The organism is Streptomyces sp. NPDC088725, from assembly GCF_044751305.1.
Classification (GTDB): domain Bacteria; phylum Actinomycetota; class Actinomycetes; order Streptomycetales; family Streptomycetaceae; genus Streptomyces.
Genome location: NZ_JBIVLO010000020.1, coordinates 1 through 25,112, shown reverse-complemented (window position 1 = coordinate 25,112; position 25,112 = coordinate 1). Strand labels below are relative to the sequence as shown.

At 70.8% G+C, this 25,112-nt stretch carries 7 protein-coding genes; 6 read left to right on the top strand and 1 reads right to left on the bottom strand.

Annotated elements, in window-relative coordinates; all coding sequences use genetic code 11:
• Nucleotides 1-210: 210 nt before the first annotated feature.
• From ACIP6N_RS29585 to ACIP6N_RS29560, 6 genes are all read left to right on the top strand, one after another.
• Nucleotides 211-12,660 (top strand): SDR family NAD(P)-dependent oxidoreductase, encoded by a 12,450-nt coding sequence (locus ACIP6N_RS29585; protein WP_401820759.1) that lies wholly within the window; start codon nt 211-213, stop codon nt 12,658-12,660.
• Between the two features lie 378 nt (nt 12,661-13,038).
• Nucleotides 13,039-13,794 (top strand): thioesterase II family protein, encoded by a 756-nt coding sequence (locus ACIP6N_RS29580; RefSeq protein WP_401820757.1) that lies wholly within the window; start codon nt 13,039-13,041, stop codon nt 13,792-13,794.
• 363 nt (nt 13,795-14,157) lie between these two features.
• Nucleotides 14,158-17,073: an AAA family ATPase gene (locus ACIP6N_RS29575; RefSeq protein WP_401820755.1), complete on the top strand. Its 2,916-nt coding sequence runs from the start codon at nt 14,158-14,160 to the stop codon at nt 17,071-17,073.
• Between the two features lie 18 nt (nt 17,074-17,091).
• Nucleotides 17,092-20,016, top strand: a complete 2,925-nt coding sequence (locus ACIP6N_RS29570; RefSeq protein WP_401820764.1) for an AAA family ATPase — start codon at nt 17,092-17,094, stop codon at nt 20,014-20,016.
• Nucleotides 20,006-22,756 carry an ATP-binding protein gene (locus ACIP6N_RS29565; protein WP_401820752.1) on the top strand — a complete coding sequence of 917 codons (2,751 nt, stop codon included), beginning with the start codon at nt 20,006-20,008 and terminating at the stop codon, nt 22,754-22,756. The genes ACIP6N_RS29570 and ACIP6N_RS29565 overlap by 11 nt, the downstream gene beginning before the upstream one ends.
• Nucleotides 22,757-23,258: 502 nt before the next feature.
• Nucleotides 23,259-23,837, top strand: coding sequence for a LuxR C-terminal-related transcriptional regulator (locus ACIP6N_RS29560; RefSeq protein ID WP_401820762.1), 579 nt, complete (start codon nt 23,259-23,261; stop codon nt 23,835-23,837).
• A gap of 573 nt (nt 23,838-24,410) precedes the next feature.
• Here ACIP6N_RS29560 and ACIP6N_RS29555 read toward each other — a convergent pair.
• A partial coding sequence (locus ACIP6N_RS29555) for a discoidin domain-containing protein (RefSeq protein ID WP_401820750.1) occupies nt 24,411-25,112 on the bottom strand: 702 nt, incomplete at its 5' end.

The window sequence follows — 25,112 nt, the reverse complement described above, 5'->3', positions numbered from 1 at the left end:
TCCCTGCTCGCCGGTGAGGGTGAAGAGGGCAACGGCGGTCTGCCGTTCTCGTGGGAGGGCGTCTCGCTGTACGCGACCGGCGCCTCCGCCCTGCGCGTACGCCTCACTTCCTCCGGCAAGGACGCGCTCGCGGTCGCGGTCGCCGATACGACCGGCGCGCCGGTCGCCTCGGTCGACTCACTGCTGGTACGCGCCGTGTCGAGTGAGCAGTTGAGTGATTCCGCCGGGCTGTCGCGTGACGCGCTGTTCGGTCTGGACTGGGTGCCGGTGGCGCTCGCGTCCGAAGAGGGCGCGGGTGCGGTCGCGCTGGTCGGTCCGGACACGCTCGGCCTGGCCGGCGGCCTGGAGGACACCGCCGTCGAGGTCGGGACGTACGCGGATCTGGCCGCGCTGGCGGCGGGGGAGACCCCCGTTCCCGGCTCGGTGCTGGTCGGTGTCGCCGGTTCCGCCACGGACGGTCCTGAGGTCGCGGAGTCGGCTCACACGCTGGCTGCCGGTGCCCTGGAGCTGGTGCGGCAGTGGCTGGCCGAGGAGCGGTTCACCGGTTCACGGCTGGTGTTCGTGACCCGGGGCGCGGTTGCCGCGGGTGACGAGAACATCGATGATGTGGCCGCTGCGGCGGTGTGGGGCCTGGTGCGTTCCGCGCAGACGGAGAACCCCGGCAGCTTCGGCCTGGTGGACCTCGGCTCCGACGACTCGGTGACCGTGTTGCCGCGCGTTCTCGGTGTGGACGAGCCGCAGTTGGTGATCCGGGACGGTGGAATCCGTGCCGGGCGCCTGGCTCGCACAGCTGTCGCCGAGGTCGAGGCGGGTCCCGTCTGGGATGCCGGGGGCACGGTGCTGATCACCGGTGGTACGGGTGGTCTGGGTGGTGTGCTGGCGCGGCATCTGGTGGGTGAGCGTGGTGTGCGGCGGTTGGTTTTGACCAGCCGTCGTGGTGCGGGTGCTCCGGGTGCGGACGAGTTGGTCGCGGAGTTGTCCGGGCTGGGCGCCGAGGTGTCGGTGGTGGCCTGTGATGTGTCGGACCGTGCGGCTGTGGCGGGGGTGTTGGCCGGTGTGGAGAAGTCCGGTCATCCGCTGACGGCCGTGGTGCACACGGCGGGTGTGCTGGATGACGGCATTGTCGGTTCGCTGACGACGGAGCGGCTGGACGCGGTGTTGCGTCCGAAGGTGGACGCCGCCTGGCATCTGCACGAGCTGACGCGTGAGCTGGATCTGGCCGCATTCGTGGTGTTCTCCTCCGTGGCCGGTGTGTTCGGCAGCGCGGGACAGGCCAACTACGCGGCGGCGAACGTGTTCCTGGACACCCTGATGGCACGCCGGCAGGCCGAGGGCCTGCACGGTCTGTCACTGGCATGGGGCCCGTGGGAACAGACCGGTGGAATGACCGGCGAGGTGACCGAGGCGGACATGCAGCGGATGGCCCGGTCGGGCATGCCGCCGCTCTCCGTCGAGCAGGGTGTGACGCTCTTCGACGCGGCGCTGGCTACCGGAGACGCTCTGGTGGCGCCGGTACGGCTGAACCTGTCCGCGCTGCGGGCGCAGGGCGAGGTTCCCGCGCTGCTGCGGGGACTGATCCGGACGCCGTCGCGACGGGCCGCGATCAGCGGGTCCGGCGTGGACGCCGACCTGGCGCAGCGGCTCGTCCGACTGAGCCCGGCCGACCGGCACGAAGCGCTGCTCGACCTCGTACGGGGTCAGGCGGCTCTGGTACTGGGACACGCGAGCGGCGCCGACATCGACTCGGGTCGGGCGTTCAGGGACCTGGGCTTCGACTCGCTGACCGCGGTGGAGCTCCGTAACCGGCTGAATTCCACGACCGGGCTGCGGCTCTCGGCCACGATGGTCTTCGACTACCCGACCCTGACGGCGCTGGCGGACCATCTGCTGGACGAACTGTTCGGCGCCGAGGCCGAGAGCGCGGTCGCGCTCGCCTCGATGCCGTCGCTGGTCGACGACCCGATCGTGGTGGTCGGGATGGCCTGCCGCTACCCCGGTGGTGTGGAGTCGCCGGAGGATCTGTGGCGGCTGATCGCCGAGGGCGGCGACGTTGTCTCGGAGTTCCCGACCAACCGCGGCTGGGACGTCGAAGGACTGTTCAACCCGGACCCGGATCACCAGGGCACGTCCTACACCCGCTCGGGTGGATTCCTGCACGACGCGGGTGAGTTCGACCCGGCGTTCTTCGGGATGAGCCCGCGTGAGGCGATGTCCACGGACTCGCAGCACCGACTGCTCCTGGAGACCTCCTGGGAGGCGATCGAGCGGGCCGGTATCGACCCGGTCTCGCTGCGCGAGAGCCAGACCGGTGTGTTCGCCGGTGTGATGTACAACGACTACGGCACCACCCTGAACGGCAAGGAGTTCGAGGGACTCCAGGGCCAGGGCAGCGCGGGAAGTGTGGCCTCCGGCCGCGTCTCCTACACCTTCGGGTTCGAGGGACCCGCGGTCACCGTGGACACCGCGTGCTCGTCGTCGCTGGTCGCGATGCACTGGGCCATGCAGGCCCTCCGCTCCGGCGAGTGCTCACTGGCGCTGGCCGGTGGTGTGACGGTGATGTCGACCCCCGGCACGTTCGTGGAGTTCTCGCGCCAGCGGGGTCTGGCTCCTGATGGCCGCTGCAAGGCGTTCTCGGAGTCGGCCGACGGTGTGGGCTGGTCCGAGGGCGCCGGCATGCTGGTGCTGGAGCGTCAGTCGGACGCGCTGCGCAACGGCCACGAGATCCTGGCAGTTGTACGCGGCTCGGCCATCAACCAGGACGGTGCTTCCAACGGTCTGACTGCTCCGAATGGTCCTTCGCAGCAGCGGGTGATCCGGCAGGCGCTGGCCAGTGGCGGTCTGTCCGCGGATGACGTGGACGTCGTGGAGGCGCACGGCACCGGCACGACGCTGGGTGACCCGATCGAGGCGCAGGCGCTGCTCGCGACGTACGGGCGGGATCGTGACCCGGAGCGTCCGTTGCTGTTGGGTTCGGTGAAGTCGAACATTGGTCACACGCAGGCGGCTGCCGGTGTGGCGGGTGTGATCAAGATGATCATGGCGATGCGGCATGGCACGTTGCCGCAGACGCTGCACGTCGACGCTCCCTCGTCGCATGTGGACTGGGAGGCTGGTGCGGTTGAGCTGCTGACTGAGCAGACGGCGTGGCCGGAGACGGATCGTGTGCGGCGTGCGGGTGTGTCGTCGTTCGGTATCAGTGGGACGAACGCGCATGTGATCCTGGAGCAGCCGGCGAAGGTGATCAAGGGCACGGTGGTCGGCCGGACCGAGGTTCCCTCGGTGGTGCCGGGTGTGGTGCCGTGGGTGCTGTCCGGTAAGTCGCCGGAGGCGCTGCGGGGCCAGGCGGCCCGGTTGCTGTCCGCGATTGAGGCGCGGCCCGAACTGCGCCCGGTGGACGTCGGGTTGTCCCTGACGGGTCGTTCGCTGTTCGATCACCGTGCGGTGGTCCTGGCGGGTGACTCGGGTGACGCGATTCGCGCGCTGTCGGCGTTGGCGGCGGGTGAGCCCGATCCCTCGGCGGTGTCGGGTTCGGTTGTCGGTGGCAGGACGGCGTTCCTGTTCTCCGGTCAGGGTGCGCAGCGGCTGGGGATGGGCCGGGAGCTGTATGAGCGCTTCCCCGTGTTCGCCGGTGCGCTGGATGCTGTTCTGGCTGAGCTGGATGGCCGGTTGGAGCGTTCGCTGCGGGAGGTGGTCTGGGGTGATGACGCCGAGCTGCTGAATGACACCGGCTTCACTCAGCCCGCGTTGTTCGCGGTCGAGGTGGCGTTGTTCCGTCTCGTGGAGTCGTGGGGTGTTCGGCCGGACTTTGTGGCGGGGCATTCGATCGGTGAGATCGCGGCGGCTCATGTGGCCGGGGTGTTCTCGCTGGAGGACGCCTGCCGACTGGTCGTCGCACGCGCCACGCTGATGCGGGCGCTGCCTTCGGGTGGTGCGATGGTCGCGGTGCAGGCGACCGAGGACGAGGTCCTTCCGTTGCTGTCGGACGGCGTGGCTGTGGCTGCGGTGAACGGGCCGTCTTCGGTGGTGATTTCGGGTGTCGAGGATGCGGTTCTGGCGGTTGCGGAGCGGTTGAAGGAGCTGGGTCGTAAGACGAGCCGGCTGCGGGTGTCGCACGCGTTCCACTCGCCGTTGATGGAGCCGATGCTCGCGGAGTTCCGTGCGGTCGCGGAGGGCCTGTCCTTCGCGGAGCCGAACGTTCCCGTCGTGTCGAACCTGACCGGTGCGCTGGCCGCGGCGGGTGAGCTGTGCTCCGCGGAGTACTGGGTCAAGCACGTGCGGGAAGCGGTTCGCTTCGCTGATGGTGTGCGGACTCTCGCGGACAAGGGTGTGAACGTGTTCCTGGAGCTGGGCCCGGACGGAGTCCTCTCCGCCATGGCCCAGGAATCGGTGCCGGACGGGGCCCTGACGGTCCCGGTCTGCCGCAAGGACCGGGCCGAGGAACTGACCGCCCTCACCGCACTGGCCCAACTGCACGCGCATGGTGCCACGGTGGACTGGAACGCGATCTTCACCGGTGCGGGCGCACGACGGGTCGAGTTGCCCACGTACGCCTTCCAGCGCCAGTGGTTCTGGCCGACCGGTTCGTCCGGCGCGGTGAACGCGGCGGCGGTCGGTCTCGTCTCCGCCGAGCATCCTCTGCTCAACGGCTCTGTCGAACTGGCCGAGGGTGAGGGTGTGTTGTTCACGGGCCGGCTGTCGGTCGGGTCGCATCCGTGGCTGGCTGATCACGCGGTGATGGGCCGGATTCTGTTGCCGGGTACGGCGCTGCTTGAGCTGGCGTTCCGTGCGGGTGACGAGGTCGGCTGTGACCGGATCGAGGAGCTGACCCTCGCGGCGCCGCTGACGCTGGCGGAGAAGGGCGCGACGCAGGTCCAGGTACGGGTCGGAGTCGCGGATGACGCCGGGCGGCGCCCGGTCGTCGTGCACTCGCGTCCCGAGGGCGCGACCGAGACACCGTGGGTCCAGCACGCGATGGGTGTGCTGGCGGTCGGTGCCGGTGCGGTTGATACCGGGTTCGATGCGACGGTGTGGCCGCCGGCTGGTGCGGTGGCGCTGGAGGTCGAGGGTTGCTACGAGCGGTTCGTGGAGCTGGGCTTCGCGTACGGTCCGGTGTTCCAGGGCCTGCGGGCTGCCTGGCGTGCGGGTGACGAGGTCTTCGCGGAGGTGAGTCTTCCGGAGGGTGCGGAGGGTGATGCGGCCGGTTTCGGTCTGCATCCCGCGCTGCTGGACTCCGCGCTGCACGCTTCCCTGCTCGCCGGTGAGGGTGAAGAGGGCAACGGCGGTCTGCCGTTCTCGTGGGAGGGCGTCTCGCTGTACGCGACCGGCGCCTCCGCCCTGCGCGTACGCCTCACTTCCTCCGGCAAGGACGCGCTCGCGGTCGCGGTCGCCGATACGACCGGCGCGCCGGTCGCCTCGGTCGACTCACTGCTGGTACGCACCGTGTCGAGCGGGCAGTTGGCCGACACCTCGGGAGTCACCGACAGGGACACGCTGTTCCGGATGGACTGGGTCGAGGCACAGGCCGAAACGGATGCGCCGCGGTCGGTCGCCGTACTCGGCGCGGACACACTGGGGCTCGTCGACGCACTGACCGGGTCCGGCACGGACACCGTCACCACCTGCGCCGACCTCAGCGAGCTGGTGGCAGAGGAGTCCCCGGTACCCGCTGTGGTGCTGGTGGGCATGAGCGGTGTGCTGAAGGGTGAGGTGGCGCGATCCGCGCACACCCTGACCGCGGAGGCACTCACACTGGTGCAGGCGTGGTCGGCCGAGGAGCGCTTCGCCGGTTCACGGCTGGTGTTCGTCACCCGGGACGCGGTGGCTGCCGATGACGGCGCTGCCACCGATGTCGCCGCTGCGGCGGTGTGGGGTCTGGTGCGTTCCGCGCAGACGGAGAACCCCGGCAGCTTCGGCCTGGTGGACCTCGGCTCCGACGAGTCGTCGGTCGCCTCGCTGCTGTCGGCCGCCAACACCGACGAGCCGCAACTGGTCGTCAGGGAAGGCGAGATCCGCGCGGGACGGCTGGTCCGGCTGTCCGCGAACGAGAGCGAGAACGAGAAGGCCGCCGTCTGGGACGCGGAGGGCACGGTACTGATCACCGGTGGTACGGGTGGTCTGGGTGCCGTGTTCGCCAAGCACCTGGTGGCCGAGCGCGGCGTGCGGCATCTGCTGCTCGCCAGCCGGCGCGGCACGGACGCGCCGGGCGCGGCCGAACTGGCCGCCGAACTGACCGCGGGTGGCGCCGAGGTGACTGTCGCCGCGTGCGACATCACCGACAGCGCCGCGACCTCCGACCTGCTGGCCGCCGTACCGGCGGAGCACCCGCTGACCGCGGTGGTGCACACGGCGGGTGTGCTGGACGACGGCACCATCGGCGCGCTGACCCCGGAGCGGCTGGACGCGGTACTGCGTCCGAAGGTGGACGCCGCCTGGCATCTGCACGAGCTGACACGCGATCTCGGTCTCGCCGAGTTCGTGGTGTTCTCCTCCGTGGCCGGCCTGTTCGGTGGCGCGGGACAGGCCAACTACGCGGCGGCGAACGCGTTCCTCGACGCACTGGTCGAGCGTCGCCGGGCCGAGGGTCTGCCCGGTGTCTCACTGGCCTGGGGCCCGTGGGACCAGGCGGGCGGCATGACGGGAACCGTGGCCGAGGCGGACATGCAGCGGATGGCCCGGTCGGGTATGCCGCCGCTCTCCGTCGAGCAGGGTGTGACGCTCTTCGACACGGCCCTCGCGGCCGGTGAGGCGGTTGTGGCACCGGTCCGGCTGGATCTGCCGGTGCTCCGCACGCAGGGCGATGTTCCGCCGCTGTTGCGGGCGTTGATCCGGACCCGCCCGCGCAGGACGGTGGCGGCCGGTTCCGCCACCGCCGGCGGGCTCGCTCAGCGGCTGGCCGCGCTGACCACCGCCGAGCGGCAGGAGGCGCTGCTGGACCTCGTACGGGTGCAGGTCGCCCTGGTGCTCGGCCACGCTGGCGCGGACGCTGTGGACGCGACGTCCCAGTTCCGCGATCTGGGCTTCGACTCGCTGACCGCGGTGGAGCTCCGTAACCGGCTGAGCACGGTGACAGGGCTGCGGCTGACGGCCACGCTGATCTTCGACTACCCGACCGCGGCGTCCCTGGCAGGCCATCTGCTGGACGAGCTGTTCGGTACCGAGGCCGAAGTGGCCCTCCCCGTATCGGCGTTGCCGCCGATCGCCGACGATCCCATCGTGGTCGTCGGGATGAGCTGCCGCTTCCCCGGCGGGGTCTCCTCGCCGGAGGAGCTGTGGCAGCTGATCAGTGAGGAAAGGGACGCGATCACCGGGTTCCCGACCAACCGCGGCTGGGACGTGGACGCGCTGTTCAACCCCGACCCGGGGCACAGCGGGACGTCGTACACCCGCTCCGGCGGCTTCCTCCAGGAGGCGGGCGAGTTCGACCCGGCGTTCTTCGGGATGAGCCCGCGTGAGGCGATGGCGACCGACTCGCAGCAGCGACTGCTGCTCGAAGCCTCCTGGGAGGCGATCGAGCGGGCCGGCATCGACCCGGTCTCGCTGCGTGAGAGCCAGACCGGTGTGTTCGCCGGTGTGATGTACAGCGACTACGGCTCCACACTGAACGGCAAGGAGTTCGAGGGCCATCAGGGCCAGGGCAGCGCGGGGAGCGTGGCCTCCGGCCGCGTCTCCTACACCTTCGGGTTCGAGGGACCCGCGGTGACCGTGGACACGGCGTGCTCGTCGTCCCTGGTCGCGATGCATCTGGCGGCCCAGGCGCTGCGCGGCGGCGAATGCTCGCTGGCGCTCGCGGGCGGTGTGACCGTCATGTCGACCCCCGGCACGTTCGTGGAGTTCTCCCGGCAGCGGGGTCTGGCTCCCGACGGGCGCTGCAAGGCGTTCTCGGAGTCGGCCGACGGTGTCGGCTGGTCCGAGGGTGTCGGCATCCTCGTCCTCGAACGTCAGTCGGACGCACTGCGCAACGGACACGAGATCCTGACCGTGCTGCGTGGCTCGGCCATCAACCAGGACGGTGCCTCCAACGGTCTCACCGCCCCGAACGGCCCCTCGCAGCAGCGGGTGATCCGCCAGGCGCTGGCCAGTGGCGGACTGTCCGCGGAGGACGTGGACGTCGTGGAGGCGCACGGCACCGGCACGACGCTGGGTGACCCGATCGAGGCGCAGGCACTGCTCGCGACGTACGGGAGGGACCGTGACCCGGAGCGTCCGCTGCTGCTCGGTTCGGTGAAGTCGAACATCGGTCACACGCAGGCGGCTGCCGGTGTGGCGGGTGTGATCAAGATGATCATGGCGATGCGATACGGCACGCTGCCGCGGACACTGCACGTGGACGCCCCGTCCTCGCACGTGGACTGGACCGTGGGCGCGGTGGAACTGCTGACCGAGAGCGGCACCGAGTGGCCCAAGTCGGATCGTGTACGGCGTGCGGGTGTGTCGTCGTTCGGTATCAGCGGGACGAACGCGCACCTCATCCTGGAGCAGCCGGAAGCCGTGGCGCAGAGCGCGCCGGAGGCCTCCCCGCAGCAGCAGTCCGCTGCCGTGGTGCCCTGGGTGATCTCGGGCAAGACCCCGCAGGCGCTGCGGGATCAGGCCGCTCGACTGCTCGACTCCGTCGAGGCGCGGCCCGGACTGCGGCCGGTGGACGTCGGGTTCTCGCTGGCGAAGGACCGGGCCAGGTTCGAGCACCGCGCGGTCGTGCTGGCCGGGGACCCGGCCTCGACGGTACGGGCGCTGACGGCGCTCGCGGCCGACGAGCCGGACCCCCTGGCGGTATCGGGTGCCGTCCTCGGCGGGAAGACGGCGGTGCTGTTCTCCGGCCAGGGCAGCCAGCGGCTCGGCATGGGCAAGGAACTGGCTGAGCGCTTCCCGGTGTTCGCCGAGGCGCTGGACGCCGTACTGCACCACCTGGAAGCCGGATTGGGCCGGTCCCTGCGGGATGTGATCTGGGGCGACGACCCGGACACGCTCAATGAGACCGGCTTCACCCAGCCCGCGCTGTTCGCCGTCGAGGTGGCGCTGTTCCGCCTCGTGGAGTCATGGGGCATCACACCGGACCTGGTCGCCGGTCACTCCATCGGTGAGATCGCCGCGGCCCACGTGGCCGGAGTGCTCTCGCTGGAGGACGCCTGCCGCCTGGTGGTGGCACGCGCCACACTGATGCAGGCGCTGCCTTCCGGCGGCGCGATGGTGGCGATCGGGGCGACCGAGGAGGAAGTCACCCCGCTGCTGTCCGGAGCGGTGTCGATCGCCGCGATCAACGGGCCTTCCTCGGTGGTCATTTCGGGTGAGGAAGAGGCCGTACTCGAGGTGGCGGCGCGACTGAAGGAACTGGGCCGCAAGACGAGCCGGCTCCGGGTCTCGCACGCGTTCCATTCACCGCTGATGGACCCGATGCTGGCGGACTTCCGTGCGGTGGCCGGGGAACTGACCTTCCGGGAACCCCGGATTCCCGTGGTGTCGAACCTGACGGGCGAGACGGCCACGGCACAGGAGCTGTGCACCGCCGACTACTGGGTACGGCACGTCCGCGAGGCGGTGCGCTTCGCCGACGGTGTACGGACACTCGCGGCACAGGGCGTCAGCGTGTTCCTGGAGCTGGGTCCGGACGGTGTGCTGTCCGCCATGGCCCAGGAGTCGGCGCCCGAAGCGGCGCTGATCGTCCCGGTCTGCCGCAAGAACAGGACCGAGGAGCTGAGCGCCCTCACCGCACTGGCCCAACTGCACGCGCACGGCGTGGCGGTGGACTGGAGCGGGTACTTCGCCGGAGCGGGCGCACAGCGGGTCGCGTTGCCCACGTACGCCTTCCAGCACCAGTGGTTCTGGCCGGCGGCGGCAACGGCGGGCGCCGGTGACGTGCGCGCGGCCGGACTGGGCGAGGCCGAGCATCCTCTGCTCGGAGCTGCAGTCGAACTCGCCGCAGGGCAGGGCGTGTTGTTCACCGGCCGGCTGTCTGTGCAGTCGCATCCGTGGCTCGCGGATCACGCGGTGATGGACCGGATCCTGCTGCCGGGTACGGCCCTGCTCGAACTGGCCGTCCGGGCCGGTGACGAGGTCGGCTGCGACCGGGTGGAGGAACTGACCCTGGCCGCGCCGCTGATCCTGCCGGAGCGCGGCGCCGTACAGATGCAGGTCGCGGTGGGTACCCCCGACGAGTCGGGCCGCCGCACCGTGGGCGTCTACTCCCGTCCCGAGGGCGCGGCGCTCGCACCGTGGTCGCAGCACGCCGTGGGCATGCTGACCAGCGGCGGCACGACGGAAGACACCGGCTTCGACGCCACGGTGTGGCCGCCGGAGGACGCGCAGAGCCTGGACGTGACCGGCTGCTACGAGCGGTTCGCCGAGATCGGGTTCGCGTACGGTCCGGTGTTCCAGGGGCTGCGGGCGGCCTGGCGGCGCGACGGCGAGATCTTCGCGGAGGTGAGCCTGCCGGAGGGTACGGAAGGCGAAGCGGCCGCGTTCGCTCTGCACCCCGCGCTGCTGGACTCCGCGCTGCACGCCTCCATCCTCGCCGCTGACGGCGAAGAGGGCGGCGGCGGACTGCCGTTCTCGTGGGAAGGCGTGTCGCTGCACGCGACCGGCGCCTCCGCCCTGCGGGTGCGGATCGCCCCGGCGGGTGACGACGCGATATCGGTCGTCGCCGCCGACTCCTCGGGCGCACCGGTCGCCTCGGTCGACACACTGCTCGTACGGGCCGTGTCGAGCGAGCAGCTGAACAGCTCCGCCGGGGCCGGCGGAGACGGGCTGTTCACCCTGGACTGGACGCCGGTGGCGTCCGGTTCGACGGGCACCCCGGACGCGGTCGCGCTGGTGGGATCCGATCTCCTCGGGCTCGCCGACGACCTGGCCGGCTCCGGCACGGCCCTCGACGCACGGGCCGATCTGGCCGCGCTGGCGGCGGCGGACACGCCGGTCCCCGGTGTCGTCCTGATACCGGTGGGCGGCGGTTCGTCGGGCAACGGTCCCGACGCCTCGCACGACACCGTTCCCGAGGCCGTGCGCACGGTGCTGAACCGGACGCTGGAACAGCTCCAGGGGTGGCTGGCCGAGGACCGGTTCGCCGGGTCGCGGCTGGTGTTCGTCACCCGGGGAGCGGTGGCCGTGGACGGCGGCGGTGTCCGGGACCTGGCGGCGGCCTCCGCCTGGGGTCTGGTGCGCTCCGCGCAGTCGGAGCACCCGGGCTGCTTCGGCCTGGTAGACCTCGACCCCGCGGACGACGCCACCCGGCCCGCGCTCCTGGAGGCGCTCGGTTCCGGCGAACCGCAGTTGGTGTTCCGCGGGAACGAGGCCAGGGCCGCGAGGCTCGACCGTATGTCCCTTCCCGAGACGGCACCCGCTGCCGACTGGGAGCGCGGCGGCACTGTGGTGATCACCGGTGGAACCGGCGGTCTCGGCGGTGTGCTCGCCAGGCATCTGGTCACGGAACACGGCGTGCGGAGGCTGCTGTTGCTCAGCCGCAGGGGCCTCGGCGCCGAGGGCGCGGGCGACCTCGTGGCCGAGCTGGAACAGCTCGGTGCCGACGTCACGGCCACGGCCTGTGACGTCTCCGACCGGGCCGCACTGGCCGAGGTGCTGGCAGCGGTGCCCGCGGACCGGCCGGTCTCGGCGGTACTGCACGCCGCGGGTGTGCTGGACGACGGTGTGATCGGTTCGCTGAGTCCTGAGCGACTGGACACCGTGCTGCGGCCCAAGGCCGACGCGGCCTGGCATCTGCACGACCTCACACGGGACCTGGACCTGAGCGCCTTCGTGGTGTTCTCTTCCGTGGCCGGTGTGTTCGGTGGCGCGGGCCAGGGCAACTACGCCGGCGCGAACACCTTCCTGGACGCGTTGGTGGAGCACAGGCGGGCCGACGGTCTGCCGGGTGTCTCGCTGGCGTGGGGTCCGTGGGACAGCGTCGGCGGGATGACAGGAACCGTGAGTGAGGCGGACATGGAACGCCTGGCCCGGTCGGGCATGCCGCCGATCTCCGCCGAACAGGGCGTGAAGCTGTTCGACGCGGCGCTCTCGGGGCAGCACGCGCTCGTCCTGCCCGTACTGCTCGATCTGCCCGCACTGCGGGCCCTGGGCGAAGTCCCGGCGCTGCTGCGCGGCCTCATCCGTACGCCTTCCAGGCGGACGGCGACGGCTGTGCCGCAGTCGGCGGGCACGCTCGCGGACCGGCTGGCGAAGCTGACCGAGGAGGAGGGCCGCGAGGTCCTGCTCAAGCTGGTCCGCGACCAGGCCGCCGTGGTGCTCGGACATGCGGACGGCTCGGAGATCGGAGTCACCCGGCAGTTCCAGGAGCTGGGCTTCGACTCGCTGATGGCGGTGGATTTCAGGAACCGGCTGAGCACGACCACCGGGCTCCGCCTGCCGGCCACCCTGCTGTTCGACTACCCCACCCCGGTGGACGTGGTGGGCCATCTCCGCACGCAGCTCGTGCCGGAGGAGGCCACAGGAGCGGGATCGGTACTCGCCGTGCTCGAGGGACTGGAGAAGGCGATCAGCGATATGACCGTGGACGCGCAGGAGTTCAAGCACGTCGCGGGACGCATCGAGGTACTCAGGACGAAGTGGGCCGCGCTGCGGGGCGACGCGGAGAAGGAGGACAGCGAGTTCGACTTCGAAGGGGCTTCGGACGACGACGTGTTCAAGATGCTCGACGACGAACTCGGCCTGTCCTGATCACCGATCCGTTCGGGCCCCGGCCGGGGTCGCACACTCCGGCCGGGCCCGAACGGATCAGCCCGGACGATTCAGCCCGAAGGGCCTGTGACACCCGCTGTCACAGGCCCTTCGGGGTTGCCGGCGCCGTTCGCGACCGCGCGGCCCCGGAGTCCCGGCCGGTACACCCTGCTGCGAAGCCGGGGCACCCCGGTCGTCGGACAGGACCGCGATCCGCGACCGGTGGACGGCCCGCAGACGGAGGACTAGGGAATTCCCCACTATCCGAGCCGGTCAAATGGTGTGGTTGGTCAACGGACCGGCGGTGCCGGGTAGATGTGATGTGCGGTATAAGCCGTATGTCCGCTCTCGCACCACCGCAAGGAGGATGCAAACACGATGACGACGTCCACCGAGGAGAGCCTTTGGGCTCGGTGCTTCCACCCGGCGCCGAGCAACGAAAGACAGCTCTTCTGTTTCCCCCACGCGGGTGGCTCGGCGTCTTTCTACTTCCCGGTCTCCGCCCAGCTGTCCTCCGTGGCCGAGGTCTTCGCGGTGCAGTACCCAGGCAGGCAGGACCGCCGCAAGGAGACGAGCCCCGACGACATCGGGACCATGGCCGACCAGGTCTACGAGGCGCTCCGCGAGCGGCTGCACGCACGGCCGACGACATTCTTCGGGCACAGCATGGGTGCGACTCTCGCCTTCGAGATCGCACGGCGGTTCGAGGCGGAAGGCGGCAAGCTCTCCCACCTGTTCGCCTCGGGACGGCGTGCGCCGTCCCGGCACCGCGACGAGAACGTGCACAAGCTGAGTGACGACGGGATCGTCGCCGAGCTGAAGCTGCTGTCCGGTACGAATACGGCGCTGCTCGGCGACGAGGAGATCCTGCGGATGGTCCTCCCGGCGATCCGCAGCGACTACCGTGCCATTGAGACGTACCGCTGCGAGCCGGGGACGACCGTGGATGTCCCCATCACCGTGCTCACCGGCGACAGCGACCCGAAGACGACACTCGACGAAGCCGAGGACTGGCGCGGTCACACCACGGGCGCGTTCGACCTCAAGGTGTTCCCGGGCGGACACTTCTTCCTGAGTTCGCAGGCGCCCGCCGTTCTCGCGGTCCTCCGCGAACAACTGTCGGCCAGGCCCTAGGAGCTGTCTGACGCATCCCGCCCGGCACGAGACGCCCGGCACGCACACTCGCTGCGCTGTCGGTGCCGTCCGCGTACGTCCAGTACGCGGACGGCACCGACCGTGCGGCGACGAGCCGTGTCAGGCGTTCCGGGGCCGTTTCCCGGATCTTCGTGGAAGAACCCGGGAGACCCGCCCGGGGCACAACGCTGTAAGCCGCCTTCAGCATGCCTGACCTGGTACTTCATCAGCCGCAGGTCTTACGGTCAGGTAATTTCGCGACGGTCCATTGTCGTACCCCCAACGAGGTGTGTGCCATGCACATGGGGGTATGCGCGACGAGTCATTGCGTCTGTTGTGTCCCTGAGATGCGAGGAAACCGGGATGCCGGCCCAGATCGATTTCCGTCGTTCGTCGAGCACTCTCATCGGCCATGCCGATGAACTGGGAGTGCTGAACCGTCACGCCACGGGAGCGTGTGCCGGGAACGTGGGTCTCGTGACGCTGTCTGGGCCCGCGGGCATCGGCAAGACCACACTCCTGCGGACCTTCCTGGCGGGCGACGCGTGCCGGGACATGTCCGTCCGCTACGGCTCCTGTGCGAAAGCCGTCCCGGGGGCCGCCTACGGAGGTGTGCGGGAGCTGTTCGGCCCGTCGGCTTCCGATGTCCTCACCGGCCCCGACGACCTGGGCGGGGAGCGGCCCGGGGCCCCCACCGTCTACCGGACGCTGCACAGGCTCTACCGGCTCGCTGTCGGCCTGATGGCGGACCGCCCGCTCGTCCTCGTTCTCGACGACGTGCACCGGTGCGACGAACTGTCCCTGCTCTGGGTGGACTTCCTGCTGCGGCGTGCCGACGGTCTGCCGCTGCTCGTGGTGCTCGCACGGCGCGACACCGAACCCGTCGCACCCGCGGCCCTGGCCGACATCGCCGCGCGGCGCGAGGCCGCCGTCCTGCGGCTGACCCCGCTCACGCGGGAGGACGTCGGCGAGATGACCCGGCGTTTCCTCCGCGCCACCGCCGGCCCCGCGCCCGCCCGGCGCACCACGGCCCAGCCCGCCACCGCCGGGCCCGGCTCCGTGGAAAGGCGCTTCACCGAGCACGCCGCTGCCGTCTCCGGCGGGAACCCCCTGACCCTCAGCAGGCTGCTGGGCGAACTGAGAGCCGAAGGCGTACGGCCCGACGAGGACGGCGCACGAAGAATCACCGAGACCGGCGGCCCGGTCGTCGCACACTCCGTACGCGCTCTGCTCGACTGCCGGCCGCCCTGGGTCAAGGACGTGGCGAAAGCGATCGCCGTACTCGGTGAGGAATCTCCCGACCTCGTCGGCGTACTGGCCGGTCTGCCCCCCGCGTTCGTGACACAGGGCGTGCGCGTCCTGCGGCACGCCGAGGTGGTGGCCCCCGACCGGGACGACCTCGTACACGAGATGGTGCGCTCCGCCGTACTCGACTCCATCGGTACGGACGACCTCGTCGGTCTGCGGACCAGGGCTGCCCTGCTGCTCAGCGACGCCGAACGCCCCCCGGAGCGGTCGGCGTGCCAGCTCATGGCGCTGCCCGCGGTGACCGAGGCGTGGATGCCGGCGCTGCTGCGCGACGCGGCAGCCTCGGCGGTGAACCGGGGCGCACCCGAGACCGCGGCGCGCTATCTGCGCCGCGTACTCGACGTCGATCCCGACAGTGTCCCCGTGCGGGTCGAACTCGCGGCGGCGCTGTCGGAGACGGATCCGCACCAGGCGGCCGGGCTGCTGGAGCAGGCGCTGTCGCGGGCGGGTGACATCCGTACCCTGGCGGCGGTCGCCGCCCGGTTCGGCATGGTCTGTCTCGCCGTGCGGCGCTCACCCACGGGCCTGCGGGTCCTCACCGAGGTCCTGGACGCGCTCCGGGCCGAGGCGGGCCCCTGCCCGACGCCCGCCGACCGCGAACTGCTCACTCACGTCGAATCTGTTCTGCTGAGCGTCGGAGCCGCCGAGAAGGCGACGATCCTCACCGTCAAGGACCACGCGGCCCGGCTGACCGCACCGCCGGGCGACACCCCCGCGCAGCGCCAGCTGCTCGCGATGACGACCACGCTCACCGCGATGGACGGACGCTCCGCCGAGCGGACCGCCGAACAGGCCCGCCGGGTCACGGACTTCGCGCGCCCCGGACCGGAGAGCTGGTCGCTGATCACCGCGTCGTTCGCGCTTGGCCTCGCCGACGAGGTCGGTGAGGCGCTGGACGCGCTGGACCGCACGATCACGCACGGCAGGGAGAACGGCGCGGTGCGGACCCACGTGCTCGCGCTGTCCGCCCGCGCCCTGCTGCTGCACAGCACGGGTGCGATCCCCGACGCGCTGGCCGACGCCCGGACCTCGATCGAGATCATCGGCGAGGGGAACCGGGGCGGCGGCGCCGTATTGCCGCGGACCGCCCTCGCGACCGTGCTCATCGACCGCGGTGAACCGGAACGTGCGGAAGAACTGCTCACCGGCATCGACCGGGCGGGGCTGGACCGGTTCGTCATCGAGTACCACTGGTATCTGATGGTCCGGGCCCGCGCCCGGTGGGCGCTCGGTGACCGGGAGGCGGCCCTCCGTCTGTTCCGTGACTGCGGCGCGTCGCTGGAGGAGGCGGGGTTCACCAACCCGGTGTTCCTTCCGTGGTGGATGGAAGCGGCCTGTCTCCTCGCCGTCATGAACCGGCCCGAGGAGGCACACGAGCACGTCGAGTACGGCGCCGGGCTGGCCCGGCGGTGGGGCACCCCCCGGGCACTGGGCTCCGCCGCACTCGCCCGCGGTGTGATCACCCCCGGCGCCGCGGGCATCGAGCTGCTCACCGAAGCGGTGCTGACCCTGGCCGAATCACCCGCCAGGGCGGAGCACGCCAGGGCCGAGTACTTCCTCGGCCGTGCGCTGCTGACGACCGGCGACCAGCGCGCCGCCCGCGAACACCTGCGCAACGCGGCCGACCTCGGCCAGCGCTGCGGGGCGCTCTGGCTCACCGGGGCGGCCCGCGAACTGCTGGTCACCGCGGGCGGCAGGATGCGCAGGATGAGCGCCTCGCCGCTGGACATGCTGACCGGGATGGAACGCAGGGTGGCTGACCTCGCCGCGGCGGGTGGCAGCAACCGTTCGATCGCGGAGTCCCTGTTCGTCACCGTACGCACCGTCGAGACGCATCTGACGAGCGTCTACCGCAAACTCGGCGTCAGCAGACGCACCGAACTCGCCTCCGTCCTGCGTGCTCCCGGCATCCCTGACCGACATCCTCCGAACGGGGTATCCGAATCCGGCCGGCGACGCTCAAGCGACTGATACAAGGTGGTGCGCGTGATGGGTCCGGTTGAAGAACTTCTTGACGCGCGATCGACGCAGGGTCCTGACCTTCGCCGAGATGAGATACCACTGCTGGAGTGCGGAGCCGAGCAGACGGTACTGACCCGTGTGCTGGCCGGACTGAGGGAGGGCCGGGCGGCGTTCGTCACGGTGACGGGGAAGCCGGGCCACGCGCAGAACGCCCTGCTGGGCTGGGCTTCCCGGCTCGCCGAGGACAGCGGGCTGCGCGTGCTGCGCGCGCGGGCGACCCCGGCGGAACGCGCGCTGCCCCACGGTGTGACCGCTCAGCTGATGACGGCGTTCGGCGGCCGGGACCACGGCTCACTCACCAGCCTGACGGAGCGTCGGCCTGCCTCCTCGCAAGCGGGGCTCGGCGAACTCCTGCGCTCCGCCCGCGCGCTCCCCACGGTGGTGGTGATCGAGGACACCCAGTGGCTGGATTCCGCCTCCCTGAACTGGCTGCACGCCCTTGTCGGGCGGCTGACACCGGGCCTGCCGGTCGCGGTGCTGGCCGGCGGATCCGGCGCGGCCACCGAGGGCGTGGACGGACTGTGTACGGCGCCCTCCGCCGTTTCCCCGGCAGCCCTCTCTGCCGCCGTCCCGCCGGTCGCTGCTGCCTCCGCCGGGGCATTGGTCGCTCCTGCCGCCACAGGGGCGTCGGTCGTCAGAGAGCATCTGGCCCCGCGCGCTCTGACCGCGCGCGGTGTCGCCGCCGTCGTGGAGCTGATCTGCTCCGTCCCGGGTGACAGACGGTTCACGGCGGCTGTCGTCGCGGCCACCGCGGGCAACCCGGCCGTGCTGTGCGAGGTACTGCGCCGGTTCGCCGACGACGGCAACGAACCGATCGCCACCCGGCTGCCCGAACTGCACGCGATCGCCGCCGATGTCACGGGCGACCACGCGACCCGTGTGCTGACCGGTCTGCCGCCCCGGATGACAGCTCTGCTGCGGGCGCTGGCCGTCTGCGGTGACCTGTTGAGCTTTTCCCTGGTGCGCACCCTGGCCGGGCATGACGGGACACCCGAGCGGGAGCTGCGCGCGCTCCTGGAGGAAAGCGGCCTCACCGTCTCCGCCGGGACGAAGGTACGTGTCCGTTTCCCCGGGGTGAAGGCCCGTCTCCTGGAGGACATGCCCGCGCGGGAGCGGGCGGGGCTGTACGCCGGGGCCGCCGAACTGGCGCGCTCCGCCGGCGCTGAGGCGGACCTGGAGGACACCGTACGTCTGCTGCTCAGGTCCGGGCCGATCGGAGCGCCGTGGGTGATCCCCACCCTGCGCGAGGGCTTCGCCGCTGCCCTGCGCAGGGACGACCACCACCGTGCCCACGCCTGCCTGTCCCGCGCGCTGAGAGAACCACTGGAGACGCGTGAGCGCGCTCTGCTCACCCTGGAACTGGCCGCGGCGGAAGCGGCGGCGAGGCCCGAGGCCGGCGACCGCAGACTCGGCGAACTCGTGATGTCCGGCAGCGGCGTCCCCACCGACCTGCGCGTGCGCGCCGTCGACCTCGGACTGGCCCGTGGCGACAGCGACTGGGGCCGCTGCGCCGCCGCGCGGACACTGCCGGACGCCGAGCCCGCCGACAGGGACGCCCTCGTCGCGCTGTACTGGCTGGCCGACCACGACAGGGACGACACCGAGCTGATGGTGACCGAGGTCCCCGAACTGCCCGACCGTCCCACCTCGTCCGCACAGGCGGGGGTGAAGGCCTGGTACCTCGCCACCCGCGGTCACGACGCGGGCACCACCCGGCTGCTGGCGCGCGCGGCCCTGACGGGCCACGGAGCCGACACCGCCCTCGTGCTGCCCCGGCTGGCCGCCTGCCGGGCGCTGATCCTGACCGACGACCACGAAGAGGCCGCCGCCGGTCTTGAGACGCTGCTCACCCGGGCCCGGCGCGATCACCTCAGGGCCGCCACCGCGCGGGTGCTCGCCGCCCGTGCGGAACTGCACCTGCGCGCGGGCCGGCTCGACGCGGCCGAGCGGGACATCGCGGCCGCCGGACGCGCGCTGCCCCAGTCGAGCTGGCATCCGCTCCTCGACCCCACACTGCGAGCCCTGCTCATCCTCATCGCGCTGGAGAACGGCCAGGACGCGAGGGCGAGATCGCTCGCCGCCGCGCCGACGCCCTCCGGGGCGCAGGACGGCCTGGCCTGGGCGTCCCTGCTCGCCGCCAGAGCGCGCGTCGCCCGCGCCGACGAGCAGTGGGCCGACTCGCTCGAACTGTCGAGGGAGGCGGGCCGGCGGCTGCTGCGCGGACAGCGGTGCAACCCCGCGCTGCTCGGCTGGCGTCCGATGGCCGCCGAGTCGTACGACGCCCTCGGCGACAGGCAGGAGGCCGTGCGCCTCGGCACGGAGGAACTGCTGCTCGCCCGCCGGTGGGGCACGGCGAGTGTGCTCGCCGTGGCGGAACTCCTGGCGGGCCTCCTGGGGGTACCGGTCACGGAGACCGCCGGGGGAGACCCGGTGACCGACGTACGCGGAACGGCTCACGCACTGCGGGACACCCCGGACCGACTGGCCCATGCCTGGCGGCTGTTCCAGCTGGCGGCCGTCCGGCTCGACGAGGGCGACCTGAGGACCGCGGGACACCTGGTGGCCGAGTTGTCCGCGTACACCGCGACCTGCCCGACCAGCAGGCTCGCCGAACGCGTACGCGGGCTCGCCCAGCGTCTCGAGCGGCCGGCCAGGACCTCGTTCTCCGCCAGGACACGGGAGTGGGCGGCGCTCTCCGAAGCGGAAAGAGACACGGCTGCTTTCGCCGGACGCGGGCATGCGAACAGGGAGATAGCGGAACTGCTCTCGGTGAGCAGGCGCACGGTGGAACTACGGCTCAGCAACACCTACCGCAAGCTGCAGATCTCCGGTCGGGACGAACTGCGTGTACTGATGCGGACCATGGAAGGACGATCGACGGATGCTTCTTGAGCGGGAGGCCGAGCTGGCACGGGTGGACGCCGCCCTGCGAGCTGCCGACGAGGGTGTCTCGTCGCTGATCCTGCTGTCGGGACCGCTCGGCTCCGGACGATCCGCGCTGCTGCGGGACCTGCCCGCCCTGGTCGCGGGAGAAGACGTACGCGTCATGCGCGCGAACGCCGCCGCCATGGAAACGGACTTCGCCTTCGCGGTGGTGCGCCAGCTCTTCGACAGCCTGCCTGCCGGCGTCGCCGAGCGGGACCACGAGCGCGGGACCAGGGAGCCGGACGACGACAGCGGGCCGGTACTCACCGCCGACGACCCGGCCGAGATCCTGCGGGGCCCCCGGTCACTGGCGGCCGGCGCGTCCGACAGAACACGACTGCTCATTCTGGTGGACGACCTCCAGTGGGCCGACGTCCCCTCGCTGCGCTGGCTCGCCCACCTCACCAGACGCATGCACGGACTGCGGGCCGTGCTGGTCTGCGCACTCCGCGACGGCGACCGCAGATCCAGGCACCCCCTCGTCAGGGAGGTCACCGACGCGGCCACGTGCGTGCTGCGCCCCGCCCCGCTGTCGCTCCGCGCCACCCGGGCCGTGATCCGCGAAGAGTTCGGCGAGGCGGCGGACGAGGAGTACGCACGCGCCTGCCACGAGGCATCGCGAGGCAACCCGCTCTTCCTGACATCGGTGGTCCACGAGATGCGGGCGAAGGGACTCCCACCGGCCAAGGGCCAGGCGGAGCAGGCACGTTCAGTGCGTCCTTCCGCACTGCGGGAACGGCTGGCGAGCGCCCTGCGGTCCCAGTCACCAGCGGTACGCGACCTCGCCGAGGCGATCGCTGCCTTCGGCGACCAGGGCGACTCCGCGCTCACCGCGCGACTCGCGGGACTCGACGAGATCGGATTCGGCGCCGCGCACCGCGCGCTCCAGGATATGGGGCTGCTGACGGCGACCGCGGAGCCGCGTTTCGTCCACCGCGTCGTGCGGGACGCCGTCGAATCCACCATGGCTGTGGCCGAGCGCGAGCGCGCGCACGACACCGCGGCCGACCTGCTCTACGAGTCGGGCAGCCCGGCCGAGCGGGTCGCCGACCACCTGATGAGCGTGACCACCGCGGACCGGCCCTGGTCGGCGACCGTACTGCGCTCCGCCGCGGACAGCGCCCTGCGCAGGGGCGCGCCGGAGACCGCGGTCCGTTATCTGCGCCGCGCGCTGCTCGGCAGTCAGGCCCAGGACGAGGGCAGGGCCCGGCTGCTGACCGATCTGGCCACCGCGGAGCGCGACTTCGACCCCGGGGCGTGCGAACGCCACATCGCCCAGGCGATAGCGCTGTTCAGCACACCGGGCGGGCGGGCGGGCGCGACGCTGCGCATTCCGCCGGCTCTGCTCGGTACGACATCGCCGGTGGCTCTCGGCCTGCTCCGCGAGGCCGCCGCCGAGATGGGCGATCCCGCTTCGCTGACGGGCGCCGCGCGGGAGATCGCCCTGCGCGTCGAGGCACGGCTGAGACATCACGGACACGAGGATCCGGCCGAGCTGGCTTCCGCCGCCGAGCGCCTGCGCGGGCTCGGCCCGTGTCCGCCGCTCGACACGGCCGGGGAACGCGAGCTGATGGCCGCGCTGTTGTGTGCGGGGACGCTCACCGGCGTACTGTCCGCGGCCGACGCGGCGAAGACCGCCAACCGCATCCTGGAACGCGAACCGGCCACCTCGGCCAGGGTGCACACCATGATGCCGCTGGTGGTGATCACCCTGTTCGCCGCGGAGTCCGTGGACGGCGTCAACTCCTGGCTGTCCAGCGAGCAGCAGACCCGGCGGCAGAACGCGACCGACGCCGACGATGTGCTGCTGCTCGCGGAGCGTGCGCTGGTCCTCATCTCACAGGGGCGGCAGACCCAGGCGCGCGAACACGCCGAGCGCGCGATGGCGCTGGACGGCACACACTGGCGTGAAGCCTCCATCCTCGTGCTCTCCGCCGTCGCGCTCGACATCCGCGACCCGGTGCTCAGCGAACGGATTCTGGCCAGGGCCCGGGGCCGGGACTCCGCGGGCCTGGCTCTGACGGTGACCCTGCGGATCCTCCAGGCGTCGGTGGACGCGCAGCGTGGCCTGCGCCGCAGGGCGCTGGAATCCCTGCTGGCCTGCGGCAGGCAACTGGACATGTCGGGCTGGCGGAGTTCGGCGCTCTTCCCGTGGCGGCCGCACGCGATCGGTCTCCACCACCGGCTCGGCGATTTTCCCTCCGCGCTGAAACTGGCGGAGGAGGAGTGCGCGTGGGCCGCCGCGTGGGGAGCGCCCGCCGGACTGGGCCGCGCGCTGCGACTGAAGGGCTGGTTGCTCGGCGCTGAGGGTGTCGGCCTGTTACGCGAAGCGGTAGAGGTCTTGCGCGGCTCGTCGTACGAACTCGAACTCGCCAGGACACTGGCGCTGTTGGGCCGACGGCTCGGCAGCGGCGCCGAGGCGGCGGCAGCGCTGCGGGAGGCGAGTGCCCTCGCCGCGGCCTGCGGCGCACCCTGGCTGGTCGAGCGGGCCGAGCACGGTCTCGGTACGGCGGCTCCGCCGTCCAACGCCGTGCTGACCCGCAGCGAGCGCCGGGTGATCACCCTCGTCGGCCGCGGTCTCACGAACCAGGAAATCGCGAGCGAAATCGGTGTGAGTTCCCGTGCTGTCGAGAAGCATCTAACGAATTCCTATCGGAAGCTTGGCGTTTCTGGTCGGCATGAGCTGGCCGACGCTCTGCCCGCGTAGCCGCCGACGCATTATGTGAACACGATGCTACAGAGCTGTGTCTGTAAGGCGGTCGTGTCCACAAGCCCGTCGTTTTTCAGAACAGGAACCTCAAGGAAACCTCAAATGGCACACTCAATTGGTCGGATGCGTCCGTTATCACCCAAGCCGTCTGAGGTTGATTTGCTTGCATTGGCAACGCCATTGCGGACCGAACCTGCGGCGGATGCGACCACAGGTTTAGCCGGGCGAACCGAGCTCTTGTTGACGCGCGCGCGTAAAGTTATCTAGTGTCATTTATGTAAATGGACAACCGGCCACTCGACACCCTTTAGGTCGGACATCAGTGGTTTTTGTCACATAACGTCATTGCGTATCAAAAAGAATCGGGGGAACCTGAAAGGATGGTCGTCCCGTGGCGATTGCTGCACTTGCGGATTCCACGCAGGTCATAGCCGGCGAACTCATACCTGATCAGACCGGGCACGAAGGCGCCCGGCAGCTCGACCAGCCGGGGCTGTGCATGGCCTCGCTGGACCCCACCCTGACCATCCAGCAGGCGAACCAGGAGTTCTTCCGTCAGTTCGGTGACTCCCTGGCCGATGTCTGCGGGCGCAGCTTCCGTGACCTGGTGCATCCCAGTGTCCAGCAGCCGCTGATGCGCCAGTTCTCCCGTCTGGTGGAGGGCAAGCGCCAGCGGTTCGCCTCGCACGTGGTGGCCGTGGGACCGCAGGACTCCGCGTTCGCCGGTACGCTCACGGCGTCGGCTGTCAGCGGCGAAAACCGTGATGTGGCCGCGATCCTGGTGCTCATGCGGCCCGCCGACGGCAGCGCCGAGGACGCGGGTGTTCTGACCAAGCAGAAGAAGATTCTCACCGAGATCGACGCACGTATCCTCGAGGGCATCGCGGCCGGTCTGTCCACGATCCCGCTGGCCTCGCGGCTGTATCTGAGCCGGCAGGGCGTCGAGTATCACGTGACGGGGCTGCTCAGGAAGCTCAGGGTGCCCAACAGGGCGGCTCTTGTGTCCCGCGCCTACTCCATGGGCGTCCTGAATGTCGGCACGTGGCCGCCGAAGGTCGTTGAAGACTTTATCAAGTGACACCGCAGGGCCGGTGCGGCCGGCCCGCGGCAGGCTGCCCGCCCGGATGGCAGGTTCAATAGCCCGCGCAGACGCTGACGCCCTTTGTTCAGGGCGTCGCCTCTGTGCGGGCTTTTGTGTTCATGTCCCGCTTTTCGAGGTATGGAGACCGGCTCGGGTGTGCCCGGAATCCATGTGCCTTGTCGCCTGTTTCGGCGGTTGTGTTGTTTGTTTTCCCGGTGATTCAATGATGAACGACCGGTGACGGTCTGCGCACACGAAAGCCACTCGGACCGGTCGGATTCGATGCCGGCGCAGTTCTTCTTTGTGTGCCAATTGTTGCGCAGAGTGTCGAGTGCATGACAATCGCTTCTCCGGTGAATCATCCGGAAGGGCCGAGTTAAACGGAATGGCCAGCATGTGGTTTTGGGTGCCTCGGGGTGTGGTTTTCCTGCCCGGTTCGCCGCCGTAATGGGGTCATGGCCACTCCGTACCTCCTTGTCATGGCGAGGGCCCCGGCGTCGGGTGCGACGCCGGGGCCCTGCGGCACTTCGGAAATGACCCGTCCAGCGGCGGAAACGGGGGCGCGCGGTCTCAGGAGGAGTACACGCTCACGGTGGAGAGCTGTCCCGCGGGCCAGCCCGTGTTACCGGTGAACCGCAGCCGCAGATACCGGGTGTCGGCCGCGGCGGGCAGCGTCACCGTGACGCGGTTGCCCGAGGCGGGGTCGAAGGTACGGCCGCTCGCGGCCGCCAGCGTGGTGAAGGCGGTGCCGTTGGTGCTGCCGAGCACCTCCACCGTCTGCGTGCGGGTCGCCCAGGCCGCGTCGGGCGGCAGGGAGAGCACGACGCGCCGCACGGCGGTCACGGACCCGAGGTCGGCCTGGACCCACTGCGGGAAAGCGTTGTTGGCGCTCTCCCAGTAGGTGCCGCCGTCTCCGTCGACGACGTTGGCGGGAACGTAGCCCTGGGTGTAGCTGCTGGCCGTCGCGGGCTTGTGCAGGGCCAGGTCCCCGGAGGGCTGGGTGCCGCCGCTCCCTCCCGGTGAGGGCACGGTCGGCCGTACGGGGGTCAGGGGGAGTTGGCCCTTGAGCATGCGTCCGCCGTCCGCGGTCAGCCGCAGGTAGTAGTCGGACGAGCAGGAGGTGCCGTCCTCGTCCAGTGGGAGTATGCCGGATCCGGCGGGTACGTCGGCGCCCGTTTCGGCGGTTTTGGCGATCTGGTTGCCTTCGTTGAACTCGTCGAACATGGAGATGTAGAAGCCCTGGACGTTGATCCCGACCAGGTTGTAGAACTG